The sequence below is a fragment of the Streptomyces sp. NPDC001890 genome (assembly GCF_042891445.1).
Taxonomy (GTDB): Bacteria; Actinomycetota; Actinomycetes; order Streptomycetales; family Streptomycetaceae; genus Streptomyces.
In genome coordinates this window covers 94,051-110,748 of the sequence record NZ_JBIATE010000021.1, presented here as the reverse complement: position 1 = coordinate 110,748, position 16,698 = coordinate 94,051, and the positions used below count along the sequence as shown (strand labels likewise).

15 protein-coding genes and 1 rRNA gene are annotated in these 16,698 nt (G+C 73.4%); 12 read left to right on the top strand and 4 right to left on the bottom strand.

Annotated elements, in window-relative coordinates:
* The 3 genes from rrf to ACFYY1_RS34105 all read left to right on the top strand — a co-directional run.
* Nucleotides 1–97 (top strand): 5S ribosomal RNA (rrf, locus tag ACFYY1_RS34115); the annotation flags it as partial.
* A gap of 186 nt (nucleotides 98–283) precedes the next feature.
* Complete coding sequence (locus ACFYY1_RS34110; RefSeq protein WP_388592420.1) at nucleotides 284–1,465, top strand: hypothetical protein; 1,182 nt, start codon at nucleotides 284–286, stop codon at nucleotides 1,463–1,465.
* Nucleotides 1,405–2,181, top strand: a complete 777-nt coding sequence (locus ACFYY1_RS34105) for a tetratricopeptide repeat protein (protein ID WP_388592438.1) — start codon at nucleotides 1,405–1,407, stop codon at nucleotides 2,179–2,181. Before ACFYY1_RS34110 ends, ACFYY1_RS34105 begins: the two co-directional genes overlap by 61 nt.
* 75 nt (nucleotides 2,182–2,256) lie before the next feature.
* Here the strand turns inward: ACFYY1_RS34105 and ACFYY1_RS34100 are convergent, their stop codons facing one another.
* Nucleotides 2,257–3,534, bottom strand: a complete 1,278-nt coding sequence (locus ACFYY1_RS34100) for a DUF1015 family protein (RefSeq protein WP_388592418.1) — start codon at nucleotides 3,532–3,534, stop codon at nucleotides 2,257–2,259.
* A 72-nt stretch (nucleotides 3,535–3,606) separates the two neighbouring features.
* Between ACFYY1_RS34100 and ACFYY1_RS34095 the strand changes: the two genes are divergently transcribed.
* Together ACFYY1_RS34095 and ACFYY1_RS34090 are read left to right on the top strand one after the other, a co-directional pair.
* Entirely contained in the window at nucleotides 3,607–4,635 is a 1,029-nt protein-coding gene (locus tag ACFYY1_RS34095; RefSeq protein ID WP_388592417.1) for an HAD hydrolase-like protein, read from the top strand.
* 113 nt (nucleotides 4,636–4,748) lie between these two features.
* A complete protein-coding gene (locus ACFYY1_RS34090; protein ID WP_388592415.1) occupies nucleotides 4,749–5,603 on the top strand; it encodes an ABC transporter ATP-binding protein in 855 nt (284 codons plus the stop codon).
* 50 nt (nucleotides 5,604–5,653) lie between these two features.
* On the opposite strand, the gene ACFYY1_RS34085 is transcribed toward ACFYY1_RS34090, so the two are convergent.
* Complete coding sequence (locus ACFYY1_RS34085; RefSeq protein ID WP_388592412.1) at nucleotides 5,654–6,001, bottom strand: SCP2 sterol-binding domain-containing protein; 348 nt, start codon at nucleotides 5,999–6,001, stop codon at nucleotides 5,654–5,656.
* 43 nt (nucleotides 6,002–6,044) lie between these two features.
* On the opposite strand from ACFYY1_RS34085, the gene ACFYY1_RS34080 reads away from it, so the two are divergent.
* The 6 genes from ACFYY1_RS34080 to ACFYY1_RS34055 all read left to right on the top strand — a co-directional run bounded on the left by ACFYY1_RS34080 (nucleotide 6,045) and on the right by ACFYY1_RS34055 (nucleotide 12,022).
* The gene (locus tag ACFYY1_RS34080) at nucleotides 6,045–6,362 is read left to right on the top strand and encodes a hypothetical protein (RefSeq protein ID WP_388592411.1); all 318 of its coding nucleotides are present in this window, start codon (nucleotides 6,045–6,047) and stop codon (nucleotides 6,360–6,362) included.
* Between the two features lie 7 nt (nucleotides 6,363–6,369).
* Nucleotides 6,370–7,185, top strand: a complete 816-nt coding sequence (locus ACFYY1_RS34075; RefSeq protein WP_388592408.1) for a TlyA family RNA methyltransferase — start codon at nucleotides 6,370–6,372, stop codon at nucleotides 7,183–7,185.
* Nucleotides 7,182–8,087: an NAD kinase gene (locus ACFYY1_RS34070; protein WP_388592407.1), complete on the top strand. Its 906-nt coding sequence runs from the start codon at nucleotides 7,182–7,184 to the stop codon at nucleotides 8,085–8,087. Before ACFYY1_RS34075 ends, ACFYY1_RS34070 begins: the two co-directional genes overlap by 4 nt.
* Nucleotides 8,088–8,195: 108 nt before the next feature.
* Nucleotides 8,196–9,941 (top strand): DNA repair protein RecN, encoded by a 1,746-nt coding sequence (gene recN / locus ACFYY1_RS34065; protein WP_388592405.1) that lies wholly within the window; start codon nucleotides 8,196–8,198, stop codon nucleotides 9,939–9,941.
* Nucleotides 9,942–9,975: 34 nt separating this feature from the next.
* Complete coding sequence (locus ACFYY1_RS34060) at nucleotides 9,976–10,740, top strand: hypothetical protein (RefSeq protein ID WP_388592403.1); 765 nt, start codon at nucleotides 9,976–9,978, stop codon at nucleotides 10,738–10,740.
* 187 nt (nucleotides 10,741–10,927) lie between these two features.
* Nucleotides 10,928–12,022, top strand: a complete 1,095-nt coding sequence (locus ACFYY1_RS34055; protein WP_388592402.1) for a glycosyltransferase family 4 protein — start codon at nucleotides 10,928–10,930, stop codon at nucleotides 12,020–12,022.
* Between the two features lie 18 nt (nucleotides 12,023–12,040).
* Here the strand turns inward: ACFYY1_RS34055 and ACFYY1_RS34050 are convergent, their stop codons facing one another.
* The gene (locus ACFYY1_RS34050; RefSeq protein WP_388592400.1) at nucleotides 12,041–13,666 is read right to left on the bottom strand and encodes a PucR family transcriptional regulator; all 1,626 of its coding nucleotides are present in this window, start codon (nucleotides 13,664–13,666) and stop codon (nucleotides 12,041–12,043) included.
* 214 nt (nucleotides 13,667–13,880) lie between these two features.
* Here ACFYY1_RS34050 and ACFYY1_RS34045 point away from each other — a divergent pair, with 214 nt between their 5' ends.
* Nucleotides 13,881–14,762, top strand: coding sequence for a sulfurtransferase (locus ACFYY1_RS34045; RefSeq protein ID WP_388592398.1), 882 nt, complete (start codon nucleotides 13,881–13,883; stop codon nucleotides 14,760–14,762).
* 7 nt (nucleotides 14,763–14,769) lie between these two features.
* Here ACFYY1_RS34045 and ACFYY1_RS34040 read toward each other — a convergent pair whose 3' ends face one another.
* The gene (locus tag ACFYY1_RS34040; protein ID WP_358946613.1) at nucleotides 14,770–16,596 is read right to left on the bottom strand and encodes a glycoside hydrolase family 15 protein; all 1,827 of its coding nucleotides are present in this window, start codon (nucleotides 16,594–16,596) and stop codon (nucleotides 14,770–14,772) included.
* Nucleotides 16,597–16,698 lie beyond the last annotated feature (102 nt).

Sequence of the window (16,698 nt, the reverse complement as noted above, 5' to 3'; positions counted from 1 at the left end):
GGAAACGCCCGGTTACATTCCGAACCCGGAAGCTAAGCCTTTCAGCGCCGATGGTACTGCAGGGGGGACCCTGTGGGAGAGTAGGACGCCGCCGAGCAATCTTTCAAGGACCCTTGGTCCCAGCGTTCACGCTGGGACCAAGGGTCCTTTTGTTTTTGTCGAAGCGCGTCGGATGTCCGGCTGCGCCAGAATGTCTTGTAGTACCCAATGACAGGAGTCACGCAGATGTCCACCAACTCTCCCGACGATCGTTCGGAGCGCGAGCCGCGTCGCCGGGACGGTGGTGACCGAGGCGGCTTCAGCGGCCGTCGGGACGACCGTGACCGGGACCGTGGGCCGCGTCGTGACAACGACCGTGGTGGCTACCGGCGTGACGACAGCCGGCCCGCCGGCGGAAGCGGAGGCGGTGGCTTCCGCCGCGACGACCGCGACCGTGGACCTCGCCGCGACGACAGCCGTGGTGGCGGCTCCGGTGGTGGGTTCCGTCGTGATGACAGCCGTGGTGGTGGGTTCCGGCGGGACGACAGCCGTGGCGGTGGGTCCGGTGGTGGGTTCCGTCGGGACGATCGTGACCGTGATCGGGACCGTGGGCCGCGTCGTGACGATGAGCGTGGTGGGTTCCGTGGGCCGCGTCGGGATGATGAGCGTGGTGGGCGTCCGTCGGGTGGTTTCGAGCGGCGTGACGATCGGCCGCGTGGGCCGCGTCGCGACGACGACAGCCGTGGCGGCGGTTACCGTCGTGATGACAGCCGTGGTGGTGGGTTCCGGCGGGACGACAGCCGTGGCGGTGGGTCCGGTGGTGGGTTCCGTCGGGACGATCGTGACCGTGATCGGGACCGTGGGCCGCGTCGTGACGATGAGCGTGGTGGGTTCCGTGGGCCGCGTCGGGATGATGAGCGTGGTGGGCGTCCGTCGGGTGGTTTCGAGCGGCGTGACGATCGGCCGCGTGGGCCGCGTCGCGACGACGACAGCCGTGGCGGCGGTTACCGTCGTGATGACAGCCGTGGTGGTGGGTTCCGGCGGGACGACAGCCGTGGCGGTGGGTCCGGTGGTGGGTTCCGGCGGGACGATCGTGACCGTGATCGGGACCGTGGGCCGCGTCGTGACGATGAGCGTGGTGGGTTCCGTGGGCCGCGTCGGGATGATGAGCGTGGTGGGCGTCCGTCGGGTGGTTTCGAGCGGCGTGACGATCGGCCGCGTGGGCCGCGTCGCGACGACGACAGCCGTGGCGGCGGTTACCGGCGCGACGACAACCGCGGCGGCGGCTTCCGGCGGGACGACAGCCGTGGCGGTGGATATCGCGGGCAGCGGGACGACCGTGGGGGCCGGGGTGGCTACCGCGGGCGCGACGACCGTGGTGGGTACGAGCGGCGGGACGACCGGGACCGTGAGCCGATCAAGCGGCTGCCGATTCCCGAGGACGTCACCGGTGACGAGATCGACAAGGACGTGCGGCAGGAGCTGATGAGCCTGCCGAAGACCCTGGCCGAGGATGTCTCGCGCAACCTGGTCATGGTGGCCCGGCTGATCGACGAGGACCCGGAGCAGGCGTACGCGTATTCGCGGATCGCGCTTCGGCTGGCCTCGCGGGTGGCCGCGGTGCGTGAGGCGGCCGGGTTCGCCGCGTACGCCACGCAGAAGTACTCGGAGGCGCTGGCGGAGTTCCGGGCTGCCAAGCGGATGACCGGGTCCGTGGAGCTGTGGCCCGTCATGGCCGACTGCGAGCGTGGACTCGGGCGGCCCGAGCGGGCGATGGCCATGGCCGGCGAGCCCGAGGTGCAGAAGCTCGACAAGGCCGGACAGGTCGAGATGCGGCTGGTCGCCGCCGGGGCGCGCCGGGACATGGGGCAGCTCGACGCGGCCATCGTCACGCTGCAGAGCTCCGAGCTCGCGTCGAACGCCGTGCACCCGTGGACGGCGCGGCTGCGCTACGCGTACGCCGACGCGCTGCTGGCGGCCGGGCGTGAGGACGAGGCGCGCGAGTGGTTCGGAAAGGCGCTGGAGGCCGACAAGGACGGCTCCACCGATGCGTCCGACCGGCTCGCCGAGATGGACGGCGTCGAGTTCGTCGACGCGCTCGACGAGGACGAGGACGAGGGCGAGGGCGGGACCGACGCGGCTTCCGGGTCGGCTGCCGCTGCGAAGAGCAGCGAGGACGAGGACCGTACGCCCGAGGCGTAGGGCATGAGAGAGGGCGGCTCCCCGGGAGGGGGGCCGCCCTTTTTTTGTTGCTGTCGTCCCAGCGTTGCCGCCGGGTCAGCCCAGGTCGAGGCTGCGCAGGACCAGGCCCGTGGCCGGCTTGGGGCCGAAGGAGGTCGACTTGCGGGGCATGGTGACGCCCTGACGGGCCAGGTCCCGGACTACTTCCTCGCGTACCGGATGCATCAGGACCGCCGTCGCGCCGTGACGCTCGGCCTGTTCGACGGCGGCCGCGGTGTCGTGGATGTACGCGATGTGTTCCGGCGCGTCGGGGATCCGCCAGATGTGGTCGAGCAGGGCCGAGTGCAGGACTGTCGCGTCGAGGGTCTGCCAGGCGACCGGGCGGCCGGTGGGAATCGTCCGGGACAGCAGGCCGGGGTCGGGGCGGTCGATGAGGTGGAAGCCGCCGTCGCCGGCGAGCAGGAACGCGTTGCCTTCGGCGGCCGCCTCGGCGAGTGCGTCCAGGGCCCGGGGAAGCGGCCCGTCCAGGTCGCGGATGCGGAAGAGGCCGTCCAGCGCGGCAAGTGCGTCGGCGACCGGGAGGCGGTGCAGCAGCCGGTGTATGGCGCGGACCCGGAGCGGGTAGCGGGCCGTGTCGACGAGGAGGACCAGGCCGAAGTCCCAGGGGCCCGGTGCGCTGTGCTCCTGCTGGAGGCGGAGATAGGTGGCCCAGCGATGGTGGCCGTCGGCGATCAGGGCCTGGTGGCGGGCCAGGTCGGTCTCGATCTCGGCGCGGTCGGCCGGGTCGGTGACCGCCCAGAGCCGATGGCGGTAGCCGTCCTCGGTGGTGGTGGCGAGCAGCGGCGGGCGGTCCGTGGTCCGCTCGATGACGGAGGTCGCGCCGGGGCCGTCGTCGTCGCTGCGGTAGGTGAGCAGCAGCGGTTCGAGGTGGGCGGCGGTGGTGCGCATCAGGTCGGCCCGGTCCTCGACGACATGGGCCATCACGTCCTCGTGCGGCAGGACGATGCCGTCGGCGGGGGCGGACAGCGCCAGCGCTCCGACGACGCCGCGTTGCAGGATCTCGGCGTTGCGCTGCTCGTAGACGTACAGCGCGGGCTCGCTGTCCGGCGCGAGGACGCCCTCGGCCAGCCAGCGCTTCAGGGTCTGCGCCGCCTGCTGGTGACGGGCCGCGGCCGTGTCCGCCTGCGGCAGTATCAGCCGGACGATGTTGTACGGATCAGCCGACTCCAGGTGGTGCAGACCGTCGGGGCGCACGACGACGTCGTACGGCGGTGAGGTCACCGCGGCGAGACTGCCGACCCGCTCGGGAACGTACCGCAGTCCACGGAACGGAATCAGACGCAGTCCCTGGACGGCCGGACCTGATGTGTTCATTTCTGCATCGTATGTGGGCGGACGGTATGCGCGATGATCTGAACAGAAAGCATGGGACGAGGAGCGCAAAGAATGAGTCAGGCGAGCAGGAGCAGGCCCAGCGGCAGCGGTACCGCGTTGAACGAGGCGTACGACACGGCGCTGCTGGATCTCGACGGGGTGGTGTACGCGGGCGGTCACGCGATCGTCCACGCCGTCGACTCGCTGGGGGCGGCGCGGGACGGCGGGATGCACCTGGCGTACGTGACCAACAACGCCCTGCGGACGCCGGCCGCGGTGGCCGCCCACCTGACCGAGCTCGGCGTACCCGCGGAGCCCGCCGATGTGATCACCTCGGCGCAGGCGGTGGCCCGGCTGATGGCCGATCAGCTGCCTGCCGGGGCGCGGGTGCTCGTGGTGGGCGGTGAGGGGCTGCGGGTCGCGCTGCGGGAGCGCGGTCTGGTGCCGGTGGAGTCGGCGGACGACGAGCCGGTCGCGGTGGCGCAGGGGTACGGCGGCCCCGACATGGCCTGGGGGCGGTTCGCCGAGGCCGCGTACGCGATCGCGCGCGGGGTGCCGTGGTTCGCGTCCAACACGGATCTGACGATCCCGAGTGCCCGGGGGATCGCACCGGGCAACGGCGCGGCGGTGGAGGTCGTACGGATCGCCACCGGGGCCGAGCCGCAGGTCGCCGGGAAGCCGCTGCCGCCGATGCACCGGGAGACGGTGCTGCGGACCGGGGCCGAGCGCCCGCTGGTGGTCGGCGACCGGCTGGACACGGACATCGAGGGCGCGTTCAACGGTGGGGTGGACTCCCTGCTGGTGCTCACCGGGGTGACGGACGCGGCGCAGCTGGTCGCCGCCCCGCCGGAGCACCGGCCGACATACGTGGACGCGGATCTGCGGGGGCTGCTGACCGGGCAGCCCGAGGTGGCGGAGAGCGACGAGGGCTTCGTGTGCGGGCAGTGGACGGCGTCGGTGCGCGGGGACGAACTGGTGCTGGCGGGGGACGGGGACGTGCTCGACGGGCTGCGGGCGCTCTGCGGGGCGGCCTGGGCGTACGCCGGGGACGGTTCGTGCGGACTGGACGCGGGCAAGGCGATCGCCAGGCTGGGGCTGTAGCTGTAGCGGAGGGCCCCAGGACAGCAGCGTAAACAGGGTAGGCTAACCTAACTTTGTTTTGCTCGGTGTGTCGTCGCCCGCACCCGATCACCTGCGACTCCGGGAGTACGACCATGCAGCGCCTCACCGCGGACTCGGTGACCCTCGGCTACGACCGGCGGGTCATCGCGGAGAATCTCTCGGTCGAGATTCCCGACAACTCGTTCACGGTGATCGTCGGCCCCAACGCCTGTGGCAAGTCGACCCTGTTGCGCGCGCTCTCGCGGATGCTGAAGCCGGACAGCGGTCGGGTGCTCCTGGACGGACAGGCGATCCACGGGATGCCGGCGAAGAAGGTGGCCAGGACGCTGGGGCTGCTGCCGCAGTCCTCCATCGCGCCGGACGGCATCACCGTCGCCGACCTCGTCGGGCGTGGCCGGTATCCGCACCAGGGGCTGCTGCGCCAGTGGTCCCCGGACGACGAACGCATTGTCGAGGAATCGATGGCGGCGACCGGCGTCGCTGCGCTCGCCGATCGCTATGTCGACGAATTGTCCGGCGGGCAGCGGCAGCGTGTCTGGATCGCCATGGCGCTCGCGCAGCAGACGCCGCTGCTGCTGCTCGACGAGCCGACGACGTACCTCGACATCCAGCACCAGATCGATGTCCTCGACCTCTGTGCGGAGCTGCACGAGGCGCAGGGGCGTACCCTGGTGGCCGTCCTGCACGATCTGAATCACGCCGCGCGGTACGCCACCCACCTCATCGCGATGCGGGACGGCGAGGTGATCGCGGAGGGGGCACCGGGCGAGGTCGTCACCGCGGAACTGGTGGAGCGGGTCTTCGGGCTGCGCTGCCAGGTCATCGACGACCCGGAGACCGGCACCCCGCTGGTGGTGCCGGCCGCGCGCAAACCGCGCGGTGACGGGGCGGGTGCGTGGCGCGAGGCGACGGCCGAACCGGCCGCCGGGGCGACGGCCGCGGGCTGACGAGTCGGGCAGGGCCGGAACAGCCCGTCCGGCCCGAAAGCCCCGCCCGGCTACAGGAGCGATCTCAGTCTCAGCAGGTCGCGGAAGCCCGCCTCCAGGCGGACCCGGCCCGACCCCCACGCCTTGGCGAAGTTCAGCTCGCCGTCCACCATGGCCACCAGGTCGTCGCCGGTCATCGCGAGCCGGATCTCGGCCTTCTCGCGGGGCCCGCCGTCGACCGTGTCCAGGACCTGGATCCGGCCATCGGCCAGCCGGCCGGTGAAGGTGATGTCGAGGTCCTTGATGTGGCAGCTCAGCGAGCGGTCGAGGGCGGCCGCGCCGCGCACGTCGCCGTCGGCCCCCGCGAGGTTGTCGGAAAGTCTGTCGAGTGCGCTGCGGCACTCCGCCATGGTCGCCATTGCGACCGACGGTACCGCAGCCCCGCGCGGTAGCGTTTCCCGCATGAGCGACTCGACGCCGCAACCGGGGACGGCAGCCGGAACACCGCCCGGGAGCGAGGCGGAGGACCCGGCCGCCGGGGCCCCGCTCGACCCCGCCGCGCCCGCGCCCCTCGGCGTCGTGCGCACCCCCACGGGCGACGCCGCGGTCGACGCGGAGCTGGCGCGTCTCGCCGATGCGGACCACCTCCCGGCGGACGGACACATCGAGGTGTACGAGGATGTACACCGTGGGCTGCGCGAAACGCTGACCGCGCTGGACGCAGGGCCCGCACCCGCACCGGTACCCGCACCGATGCCCTCGTACGACAACAGGAGCTGAACCGAACGTGGCAGGAGTGGCACGTCGCCGCCTCGACGCCGAGCTGGTACGCCGTAAGCTCGCCCGCTCGCGCGAGCATGCGAGCCAGCTGATCGCCGCAGGGCGGGTGACCGTCGGCGGGAACACCGCGACCAAACCCGCCACCCAGGTCGAGACCAGCGCCGCCGTCGTCGTGATCAAGGACGACAGCGACCCCGAGTACGTCTCGCGCGGCGGGCACAAGCTCGCGGGCGCCCTCGCCGCCTTCGTCCCCCTCGGGCTGAAGGTCGAGGGGCGCCGGGCGCTGGACGCCGGGGCGTCGACCGGTGGCTTCACCGACGTGCTGCTGAGGGCCGGCGCCGGCCATGTCGTCGCCGTCGACGTCGGCTACGGGCAGCTCGCCTGGTCGCTCCAGTCCGACGAACGCGTCACCGTCAAGGACCGCACCAACGTACGGGAACTGACGCTGGAGGCGATCGACGGCCGGCCGGTGGACCTGGTGGTCGGCGATCTGTCGTTCATCCCGCTGGGTCTCGTGCTGCCCGCCCTGGCGCGCTGCGCCGCCCCCGACGCCGACCTGGTCCTCATGGTCAAGCCGCAGTTCGAGGTCGGCAAGGAACGGCTGGGCAGCGGCGGCGTGGTGCGCAGCCCCGAACTGCGGGCCGAAGCGGTACGGGAGGTGGCACGCCGGGCCTGGGCGCTGGGGCTCGGGGTGCGGGGGGTGACGGCGAGCCCGCTGCCGGGGCCCTCGGGAAATGTCGAGTACTTTCTCTGGCTGCGGGCAGGAGCACCTGAACTGGATCCCGCAGATGTCGACCGTGCAGTGGCGGAGGGGCCTCGTTGACGACGAATGCGGCACGAACTGTCTTTCTTCTGGCACACACCGGCCGCCCGGCCGCGATCCGCAGTGCCGAACTGGTCGTACAGGGGCTGCTGCGCAGCGGCCTGGGCGTACGGGTACTGGCGATGGAGGCGGCCGATCTGCCGCTGCCGTCGTCCGTGGAGACGGTCACGGACACCACGCCCAAGGCCGTGGACGGCTGTGAACTGCTGATCGTGCTGGGCGGGGACGGGACGCTGCTGCGCGGCGCGGAGTTCTCCCGTGCGTCCGGGGTGCCGATGCTCGGCGTCAACCTCGGCCGGGTCGGCTTCCTCGCCGAGGCCGAGCGGGACGACCTGGACAAGGTCGTCGACCGGGTCGTCACCCGTGCCTACCAGGTCGAGGAGCGCATGACCCTCGACGTCCTGGTGCACAGCAACGGCGACATCGTCCACACCGACTGGGCGCTGAACGAAGCGGCCGTGCAGAAGGTGTCGCCCGAGCGGATGCTGGAGGTCGTTCTGGAGATCGACGGCCGCCCCGTGACCGGGTTCGGCTGCGACGGGATCGTCTGCGCCACCCCGACCGGATCGACCGCCTACGCCTTCTCGGCGGGCGGTCCCGTCGTCTGGCCCGAGGTCGAGGCGCTGCTGATGGTGCCGATCAGCGCCCACGCGCTGTTCGCCAAGCCGCTGGTGACCTCCCCGACCTCCGTGCTCGCCGTCGAGGTCCAGCAGCACACCCCGCACGGAGTGCTCTGGTGCGACGGCCGCAGGACCGTCGAACTGCCCGCGGGCGCACGGGTCGAGGTGCGGCGCGGCGCGGTGCCCGTACGGCTGGCGCGGCTGCACCACGCCTCGTTCACCGACCGGCTGGTCGCGAAGTTCGCCCTGCCGGTCTCGGGGTGGCGGGGCGCACCGCACTGACCGTCGGACATTCCCCCGGAGGTGTGGCGAATGATGCGTGAACACAAGGGAGAGTGAGCCCCGGGAGGCGGGGTCCGTCGCACAGCGGCGCCCGGACCTCGTAAGGTCGTGTCCGTGTTGGAGGAGATGCGGATACGGTCGCTCGGGGTCATCGACGACGCGGTGGTGGAGCTGTCACCCGGTTTCACCGCGGTGACGGGTGAGACCGGCGCGGGCAAGACCATGGTCGTCACCAGCCTCGGGCTGCTGCTCGGCGGGCGCGCCGACCCCGCCCTGGTACGGATCGGGGCCAAGGCCGCCGTCGTCGAGGGGCGGATCACGGTGTCCGACGGCGACACCGTCGCCCTGCGGGCCGAGGAGGCCGGGGCCGAGATCGAGGAAGGTGCGCTGCTGATCAGCCGTACCGTCTCCGCCGAGGGGCGCTCCCGGGCGCATCTGGGCGGCCGGTCGGTGCCGGTCGGGGTGCTCGCCGAACTCGCCGACGAACTCGTCGCCGTGCACGGCCAGACCGACCAGCAGGGGCTGCTGAAGCCGGCCCGGCAGCGGCAGGCGCTCGACCGGTACGCGGGCGACGGGGTCGCCGGGCCGCACGCGAAGTACGCGGCGGCGTACCGGCGGCTGCGGGCCGTCGTCACGGAGCTCGACGAGCTGACCACGCGGGCCCGGGAACGCGCCCAGGAAGCCGATCTGCTGCGCTTCGGGCTGGGCGAGATCGCCGCGGTCGATCCACTGGCCGGCGAGGACGTGGACCTCGCCGCCGAGGCCGAACGGCTCGGCCACGCCGAGGCGCTCTCCTCCGCTGCGGCTCTCGCGCACACCGCGCTCGCGGGCAATCCGGAGGACCCGGAGGGCGTCGACGCCACGACCGTGGTCGCCGCCGCCGGACGGTCCCTGGACGCCGTGCGCACCCATGATCCGGCGCTGGCGGCGCTCGCCGACCGGATCGGCGAGATCTCGATCCTGCTCTCCGACGTGGCGGGCGAACTGGCCGGGTACGCCGACCAGTTGGACGCCGATCCGCTGCGGCTCGCCGCCGTGGAGGAGCGCCGCGCCGAGCTCACCGCGCTCACCCGGAAGTACGGCGAGGACATCGGCGCCGTGCTCGCCTGGGCCCAGGAGGGCGCCGCCCGGCTCACCGAGCTGGAGGGCGACGACGACCGGATCGGCGAGCTGACCGCCGAACGCGACGCGCTGCGGGACGAACTCTCTGGCCTCGGCCAGGCGTTGACCGACGCGCGCAACCGGGCGGCCGCGCTCTTCGCCGAGGCGGTGACCGCGGAGCTGGCCTCGCTGGCCATGCCGCACGCCCGGGTCTCCTTCGACATCCGGCAGGCCGAGGCGGCCGACGAGGCGTCCGGCATCGAGATCGACGGGCGGAGCGTGGTCTACGGGCCGTCCGGCGCCGACGAGGTCGAGCTGCTGCTGGCCCCGCACCCCGGCGCCCAGCCCCGGCCGATCGCCAAGGGGGCCTCGGGCGGTGAGCTGTCCCGGGTGATGCTCGCCGTCGAGGTGGTCTTCGCGGGCGCCGACCCCGTACCCACGTACCTCTTCGACGAGGTCGACGCGGGCGTCGGCGGCAAGGCCGCGGTCGAGGTGGGGCGGCGGCTCGCCAAGCTCGCCAGGTCCGCCCAGGTCGTCGTCGTCACGCACCTGCCGCAGGTGGCGGCCTTCGCGGACCGGCAGCTGCTGGTCGAGAAGACCGTCGACGGGTCGGTGACCAGCAGTGGGGTCACGGTCCTGGAGGGCGAGGACCGGGTACGGGAGCTGTCCCGGATGCTCGCGGGCCAGGAGGACTCCCAGACGGCGCGGGCCCACGCGGAGGAGCTGCTGGCCGCGGCGCGGGCCGACGGGTAGGGGCGGGCCCGGGGCCGCCCTTAGGGTGGCGCGCATGGGAGCAGCGTTCAGCAGGGCCGCGAAGTCCGGTGCGGTCGCCGTCGTCGTCGCGGGGGGTGTGTACCGGGCGCTGCGGGCCCGGTCGCGCCCGCTCCGGCAGCGCACCAACTACGCGGGCCGCACCGTGGATCTGTACGCGGGTCCGGCCGCCGTCCTCGGCACCGCGGCCGGAGCGGCCGTCCTCCCGCTGCCGGTCCGTACCCGGTGCGCCGCCGTGCTCGCCGTGCTGGCGGCCGGTGGCTGCGGTGCGTACGACGACCTCGTCGGGGCGGACGATCCGCGCCGCGGGTTCCGCGCCCACCTGGGTGCGCTGCGGGAGGGCGAGGTGACCTCCGGCGCGGTGAAGCTCCTCGGGATCGGGGCCGCCGGGCTCGCGGCCGGTGCGCTGATCGAGGAGCGGCCCGTCGACCGGGTGCTCGCCGGGGTCGTGATCGCCGGAACCGCCCATCTCGTCAACCTGGTCGACGTACGGCCCGCGGCGGCCGCCGTCACCGTGCTCGCCCTCGGGGCCCCCGGCCTGCCGCGGGGCGGGCTCGCTGCCGCGCCGATGGGCGCCGTGGCCGCGCTCGTCGCCGACGACCTGGGGGAGCGGACCATGCTGGGGGACACCGGGGCCCATGCCCTGGGGGCCGCCCTCGGGGTCGCGATCGTCGCGGGCCGGGGCCGGGCCGGACTTGCCGCGCATGCCGCGGGGCTGGTCGCGGCAGCGGCGTACGGGGACCGGATCGGCCGACTCGTCCAGGTGGTGGCGGGTCGCTGACGGAGGAAGCCGCGGAAACGCGTGAGTCAATCGTGTGCCGGTTTCTCGCCCGTGCGAGTGATAGGTCGGGTCCGGTTGTTGCGGTGCGGGCCGCAACGGCGGCCCGACCGTGCAGGAACGCGCGTACGGACTGGCATCCTTGGCGGTGCCATCACAGCCCTTCGGGAGTCCCGGGAGCCAATTCAACGTGTCACAGCTGCGTACGGTCCAAGTCCTGGGCGGCGGCAGCGCGGGCAGCAGTGCCCACGTCAGCTCGCTGGCCGCGGGACTCGTGGCGAGGGGCGTGCACGTCACCGTCTGCGCCCCGGCCGAACTGGACCACGCCTACGACTACTCCGGCACGGGCGCCGAGTTCGCCCCCGTGCCCCGGCGCAGTGACCCCGCCTCCGTCGCCGCACTGCGTGCCGCCTGCCTGACGGCGGACGTCGTCCACGCGCACGGGCCGCACGCCGCCGTGCGCGCCGCTCTCGCGCTCGGTGGCCGGCGCGTCCCGCTGGTCGTCACCTGGCACGCCCGCGCCCATGCCGAAGGGGCCCGCGGCCGGCTGATCCGGCTGATGGAGCGAAGGGCCGCCCGAGCGGCGGCAGTTGTGCTCGGCACGACGTCCGACCTGGTCGACCGAGCCCGCCACCGGGGCGCGCGCGACGCCCGGCTCGCACCCGTCTCCGCCCCCGTCCCCCGGCTGCCCGCCACCGCCCACGCGGGCAAGGCGCGGGCCGAACTCGGGGCGGTGGAACGGCCGTTGATCATCACCTGCGGAAGTCTCGTACCGCATCACGGGTACGGCGCACTGCTCGACGTCGCACGCCTGTGGCGCGAGCTCGACCCCGCACCGCTCCTGGTCATCGTGGGCGAGGGGCGCGAACGGTCCGCCCTGCAGCGCCGGATCAGGAACGAGGAGCTGCCCGTCCGGCTCGTCGGCGGCCGGGACGACCGGATCGAACTGCTCGCCGCGGCGGATCTGGCGGTGCTGTGCAGCAGTTGGGAGGCACGTTCGGTGTCGGCGCAGGAGGCGCTGCGGCTCGGCGTCCCGCTGGTCGCCACCGCGGTCGGCGGCGTGCCCGAACTCGTGGGGGACGCGGCGGAGCTCGTGCCGTACGGGAACACGGAGGCGCTCGCGCGGGTGGTGGCCAGGCTGCTCGGGGATCCCCGGCGGCGCGCCGAGATGGTGGCCGACGGGCTTGCACAGGCGGCGAGTTGGCCGACCGAGGACGACACGATCGCCCAGGTTCTCAGCGTGTACGACGAGTTGACCCAGCCACTGGCGGCGCGGGCGCGGTGAGCCGGCCGCCCGGCCCGGCTACGCGATGTGGCGGCGGGCCCGGAGAGCCAGGCTCAGCGCCAGTACCGCCTGCGGGTCGTCCAGGTCGGTGCCGAGCAGCTCGCCGATGCGGGCCAGCCGGTTGTACAGCGTCTGACGGTTCAGATGGAGCTCGCGTGCGGTCTCCGCCTTGCGGCCGGCGTGGGCCAGATACGTCTCCAGCGTCGGCAGCAGCGCCGGGCGCGAGGTGCGGTCGTGATCGCGCAGCGGGCCGATCGCCCGGTCCACGAAGGCCGCCAGATCCGGGTGGTCCCGCAGCCGCCACAGCAGCAGGTCGATGTCGAGGCGCCGGGCGTCGTACCAGGGCCGGTCGCTGAGGCCGTGCGCGGCCGTCGCCGTCTCGGCGGCGTGCCGCAGCCCCGCGCCGGCCGTCGCCCAGCCGCCCGCCACACCGACCACCACGACCGGCGGATGCGAACCGGCCCGCTCCAGCCCGGCCCGCTCCACACCGGCCCGCAGCGCCGCCGCGACCCGGTCCGCGACCGCCGTGCGCTCCGTCTCGGACCGCAGCCCCAGCAGCACCGGAACCCGGCCCTCCACGGGCCGTACGCCCAGCAGCACCGGCACCCCCACCGACGAGAGCTCCTCCAGCACCGCCCGCGCCAGCAACGCCCAGTTCCCGGACACCGACAGCTCGGGGGCCAGCCGCATCACCACCGGCAGCAGCGGCATCTCGGCCGGTTTGAAGCCCAGCACGCGGGCCTGCGCGGGCGCGTCCTCCGGCGTGATCCGGCCCTCGGCGAGATCGGTCAGGAAGTCGCCCCGACCGCGGGCCGCGAGCTCCTCCTCCTGGCGGGCCTGCATCAGCACCACGGCGAGGATGCCCGCCGCCCGCTCCGCCGCCATCCGGTGCACGGTCACCAGCGGCCCGGACACGGCGAGCAGCACCAGCCTGGCCCGTACCGAACCGGTGCCCGGGCCGCCGCCCGGCACGTCCACCAGCACCGAACCGGTGGGCGGCGTCTCGCGCGCCGCCCGGCCGCCGCGCATCCCGTCCCACACCTGGAGCGGATCGGCGCCGACCGGGCCGGACCCGGGGCCCGCCGCGTACAGCAGCTGGCCGTCCGCCGTCTCCAGGAAGACCGGATTGGCCGCGAAGTCCGCCAGGATGCCGAGCACCTGGGGCACCCCGCCGCCGCCCAGGAGCGCCTTCGTGCACCGGCGGTGCACGTCCTCGGCCTGCCGCAGCAGTGCGTAGTGACCGTTGACGATCTCGGTGTGGATCTCCTCGGTCACCGTCACGAAGGGCACCTCGCGGTGCAGCTGCACCAGCGGCAGTCCGGCGGCGCGGGCGGCGTCCACTATCGACGCGGGCAGTCTGCTGAAGCGCGGCCCGAGCTCCACCACCAGGGCGGCGATGCCCCGGTCGGCGAGCCTGCGGACGAAGGCGCGCTGCTCGGCCGGGCGGGTGCCGAGTCCGAGACCGGTGGTGAGCAGCAGCTCACCGCCCTTGAGCAGCGAAGCGATGTTGGGGACCTCGCCCGCGTGCACCCAGCGCACCGTGCGGTTCAGCCGGTCCGCGCCGGCCACCACCTCCGGGAGCCCGCCGCGCAGCCCCGGCAGTTCGAGTGCTCGCTGCACGGTGATTCCGCCTTGCGTCTCCACTGGCTCTGGCCTCGCGTTTCCCCTCGGGTCGGACGGCGGTCGCCCTGATCAGGAAGGTACCGGCCCGGGGCGCCCGAGGCGTCGTCGGGGGAGCCGCGGGAGAGCTGTTGACACGGGACGAGCGCCGCTGCGATCTTGTGGACGCCGCGCAGCCGGGGCCGATCGGTCCGGCGTACCGGGCGGCCCCGACATCCGGACCGGCCTTGGAGCAGACGTGGGCGACGAAGCGACGGAGCACCCGAGCGGTCCACAGCTTCCCGGCCCGCTGGTCGGGGTCGACTGGCTGGCGCACCGGCTCGGCCGGCCGGGACTGGTGGTCCTCGACGCCTCGGTCGGCGCGCACCGGGGCGGCGAACGCCGCATCCCGGGAGCGCGGGCCTTCGACATCGACGGGGCGCTGTCCGACCACTCCGGCCCGCTGCCCCACACGATGCCCGGCGCCGCCCGGTTCACCGAGGAGCTGCGCGCGCTCGGTGTGAACGGCTCCGACACCGTCGTCGTCCTCGACGGCGCGGGCGTCTACTCCAGCGCGCGGGCCTGGTGGATGCTCCGGGCGATGGGATTCGACCGGGTCGCGGTGCTCGACGGCGGCCTGCCCGCCTGGGCCGGGGCCGGACTGCCGCTGGAGAGCGCCCGGCCCGAGCCCGCCCCCGTGCCCGGCGACTTCACCGCACGGCCGCGCCCGGGAATGTTCGTCGGCGCCGAAGAAGTGGCGGCCGCCCTGGCCGACCCCGCGGTGGTGGTCCTCGACGCCCGTACCCGGGAACGGTTCACCGGCAGCGTCGCCGAACCCAGGCCCGGACTGCGTGCCGGACACATGCCGGGGGCGGTCAACCTGCCCTTCGGGGAGCTCCGGCGCGACGGGCGGATGCGTCCGGCGGACGAGCTGCGCGCCGTGTTCGCGGCCCTCGCCGGGGAGCGCGAGCGGCTGGTCCTCAGCTGCGGATCGGGCGTCACCGCGTGCGTGCTGGCCCTGGGGGCCGAACTGGCGGGGTACCGGGGACAGGCCGTGTACGACGGGTCCTGGAGCGAATGGGGGCTGCCGTCGCGGCGGCCCGTGGTGACCGGGGCGGACGGATCCCCGCCCGCCCCGTGATGCGGCCTCAGCCGACGTACGCCCCGCTCGCCGTCAGGCGCAGCGCCGTGTCGATCAGCGGAACGTGGCTGAAGGCCTGCGGGAAGTTGCCCACCTGGCGCTGGAGCCGGGAGTCCCACTCCTCCGCGAGCAGACCCAGATCGTTGCGCAGCGACAGCAGCCGCTCGAAGAGCTGGCGGGCCTCGTCGACCCGGCCGATCATCGCCAGGTCGTCCGCCAGCCAGAACGAGCAGGCCAGGAACGCGCCCTCGTCGCCCTCCAGACCGTCCACGCCCGCGTCCTCGCCCGAGGTGGGGTAGCGCAGCACGAAGCCGTCCTCGGTGGACAGCTCGCGCTGGATCGCCTCGATCGTGCCGATCACGCGTTTGTCGTCCGGCGGCAGGAAGCCCATCTGGGGGATGAGCAGGAGCGAGGCGTCCAGTTCCTTCGAGCCGTAGGACTGGGTGAAGGTGTTGCGCTCCGGGTCGTAGCCCCGCTCGCAGACATCGCGGTGGATGTCGTCGCGCAGCTCGTGCAGGCGCTCCAGCGGCCCTTCCGCGTCCCCGGACTCGATGAGCTTGATGGTGCGGTCGACGGCGACCCAGGCCATCACCTTCGAGTGGACGAAGTGGCGCCGGGGCCCGCGCACCTCCCAGATGCCCTCGTCCGGCTCGTCCCAGTGCTTCTCCAGGTACTCGATCAGCTTGAGCTGGAGACCGGTCGCGTAGTCGTTGCGGGTCAGGCCCGTCATGTGGGCGAGGTGGAGCGCCTCGGTGACCTCGCCGTACACGTCCAGCTGGAGCTGGCCCGCCGCGCCGTTGCCGACCCGGACCGGGGCCGAGTTCTCGTAACCGGGCAGCCAGTCCAGCTCGGCCTCGCCCAGCTCGCGCTCGCCCGCGATGCCGTACATGATCTGGAGGTTCTCCGGGTCGCCGGCGACCGCCCGCAGCAGCCACTCGCGCCAGGCGCGGGCCTCCTCGCGGTAGCCGGTGCGCAGCAGCGAGGAGAGGGTGATCGCGGCGTCGCGCAGCCAGGTGTAGCGGTAGTCCCAGTTCCGGGAGCCGCCGATGTCCTCCGGCAGGGAGGTGGTGGGCGCGGCGACGATGCCGCCGGTCGGCGCGTACGTCAGGGCCTTGAGGGTGATCAGGGAGCGGACCACGGCCTCGCGGTAGGGCCCGTGGTACGTGCACTGCTCGACCCATTCGCGCCAGAAGTCCGCGGTCGCGTCCAGCGAACCCTCCGGGTCCGGCAGGCCGGGCGGCTCGTGGTGCGAGGGCTGCCAGCTGATGGTGAACGCGATCCGGTCACCCGGCGCGACCGTGAAGTCGGAGTACGTCGTGAGGTTCTCGCCGTACGTGTCGGCGGGGGTGTCCAGCCAGACGGAGTCCGGGCCCGCGACGGCGACCGTGCGGCCGTCGACCTTGTGCACCCAGGGGGTGACCCGGCCGTAGCTGAACCGCATGCGCAGCTCGGAGCGCATCGGCACCCGGCCGCTGATGCCCTCCACGATCCGGATCACCTGCGGCGCACCGTCACGCGGGGGCATGAAATCGGTCACTCTGACCGTTCCGCGCGGGGTGTCCCACTCCGATTCCAGGATGAGGGAGTCCCCGCGGTAGCGGCGGCGGTCCGCGGCCGGCGGCTGCGTCCCGTCCGCCCGCGCCGGGCCCAGGCGCCAGAAGCCGTGCTCCTCGGTGCCCAGCAGTCCCGCGAAGACGGCGTGCGAATCGAAGCGGGGAAGGCACAGCCAGTCCACTGTGCCGTCCCGGCAGACCAGGGCGGCGGTCTGCATGTCTCCGATGAGTGCGTAATCCTCGATGCGCCCGGCCACGTGCGTCTCCAGTCGAACGGCCATGTCGCCCCGTAGGGCATTACTGCGGGTGAAGAGGTCGTCGCAAGGGGGTGTTGTGGGGGAACCTGCGAACGCGTCACCTCGCCCGGGGCGAGTGCCGGGGCG

Excerpts from the sequence above, each read along its gene's own strand:
- ACFYY1_RS34100 (WP_388592418.1), bottom strand. The coding sequence starts at position 3,534 with ATGAACACATCAGGTCCGGCCGTCCAGGGACTGCGTCTGATTCCGTTC.
- ACFYY1_RS34095 (WP_388592417.1), top strand. The coding sequence starts at position 3,607 with ATGAGTCAGGCGAGCAGGAGCAGGCCCAGCGGCAGCGGTACCGCGTTG.
- ACFYY1_RS34090 (WP_388592415.1), top strand. The coding sequence starts at position 4,749 with ATGCAGCGCCTCACCGCGGACTCGGTGACCCTCGGCTACGACCGGCGG.
- ACFYY1_RS34085 (WP_388592412.1), bottom strand. The coding sequence starts at position 6,001 with ATGGCGACCATGGCGGAGTGCCGCAGCGCACTCGACAGACTTTCCGAC.
- ACFYY1_RS34080 (WP_388592411.1), top strand. The coding sequence starts at position 6,045 with ATGAGCGACTCGACGCCGCAACCGGGGACGGCAGCCGGAACACCGCCC.
- ACFYY1_RS34060 (WP_388592403.1), top strand. The coding sequence starts at position 9,976 with ATGGGAGCAGCGTTCAGCAGGGCCGCGAAGTCCGGTGCGGTCGCCGTC.
- ACFYY1_RS34040 (WP_358946613.1), bottom strand. The coding sequence starts at position 16,596 with ATGGCCGTTCGACTGGAGACGCACGTGGCCGGGCGCATCGAGGATTAC.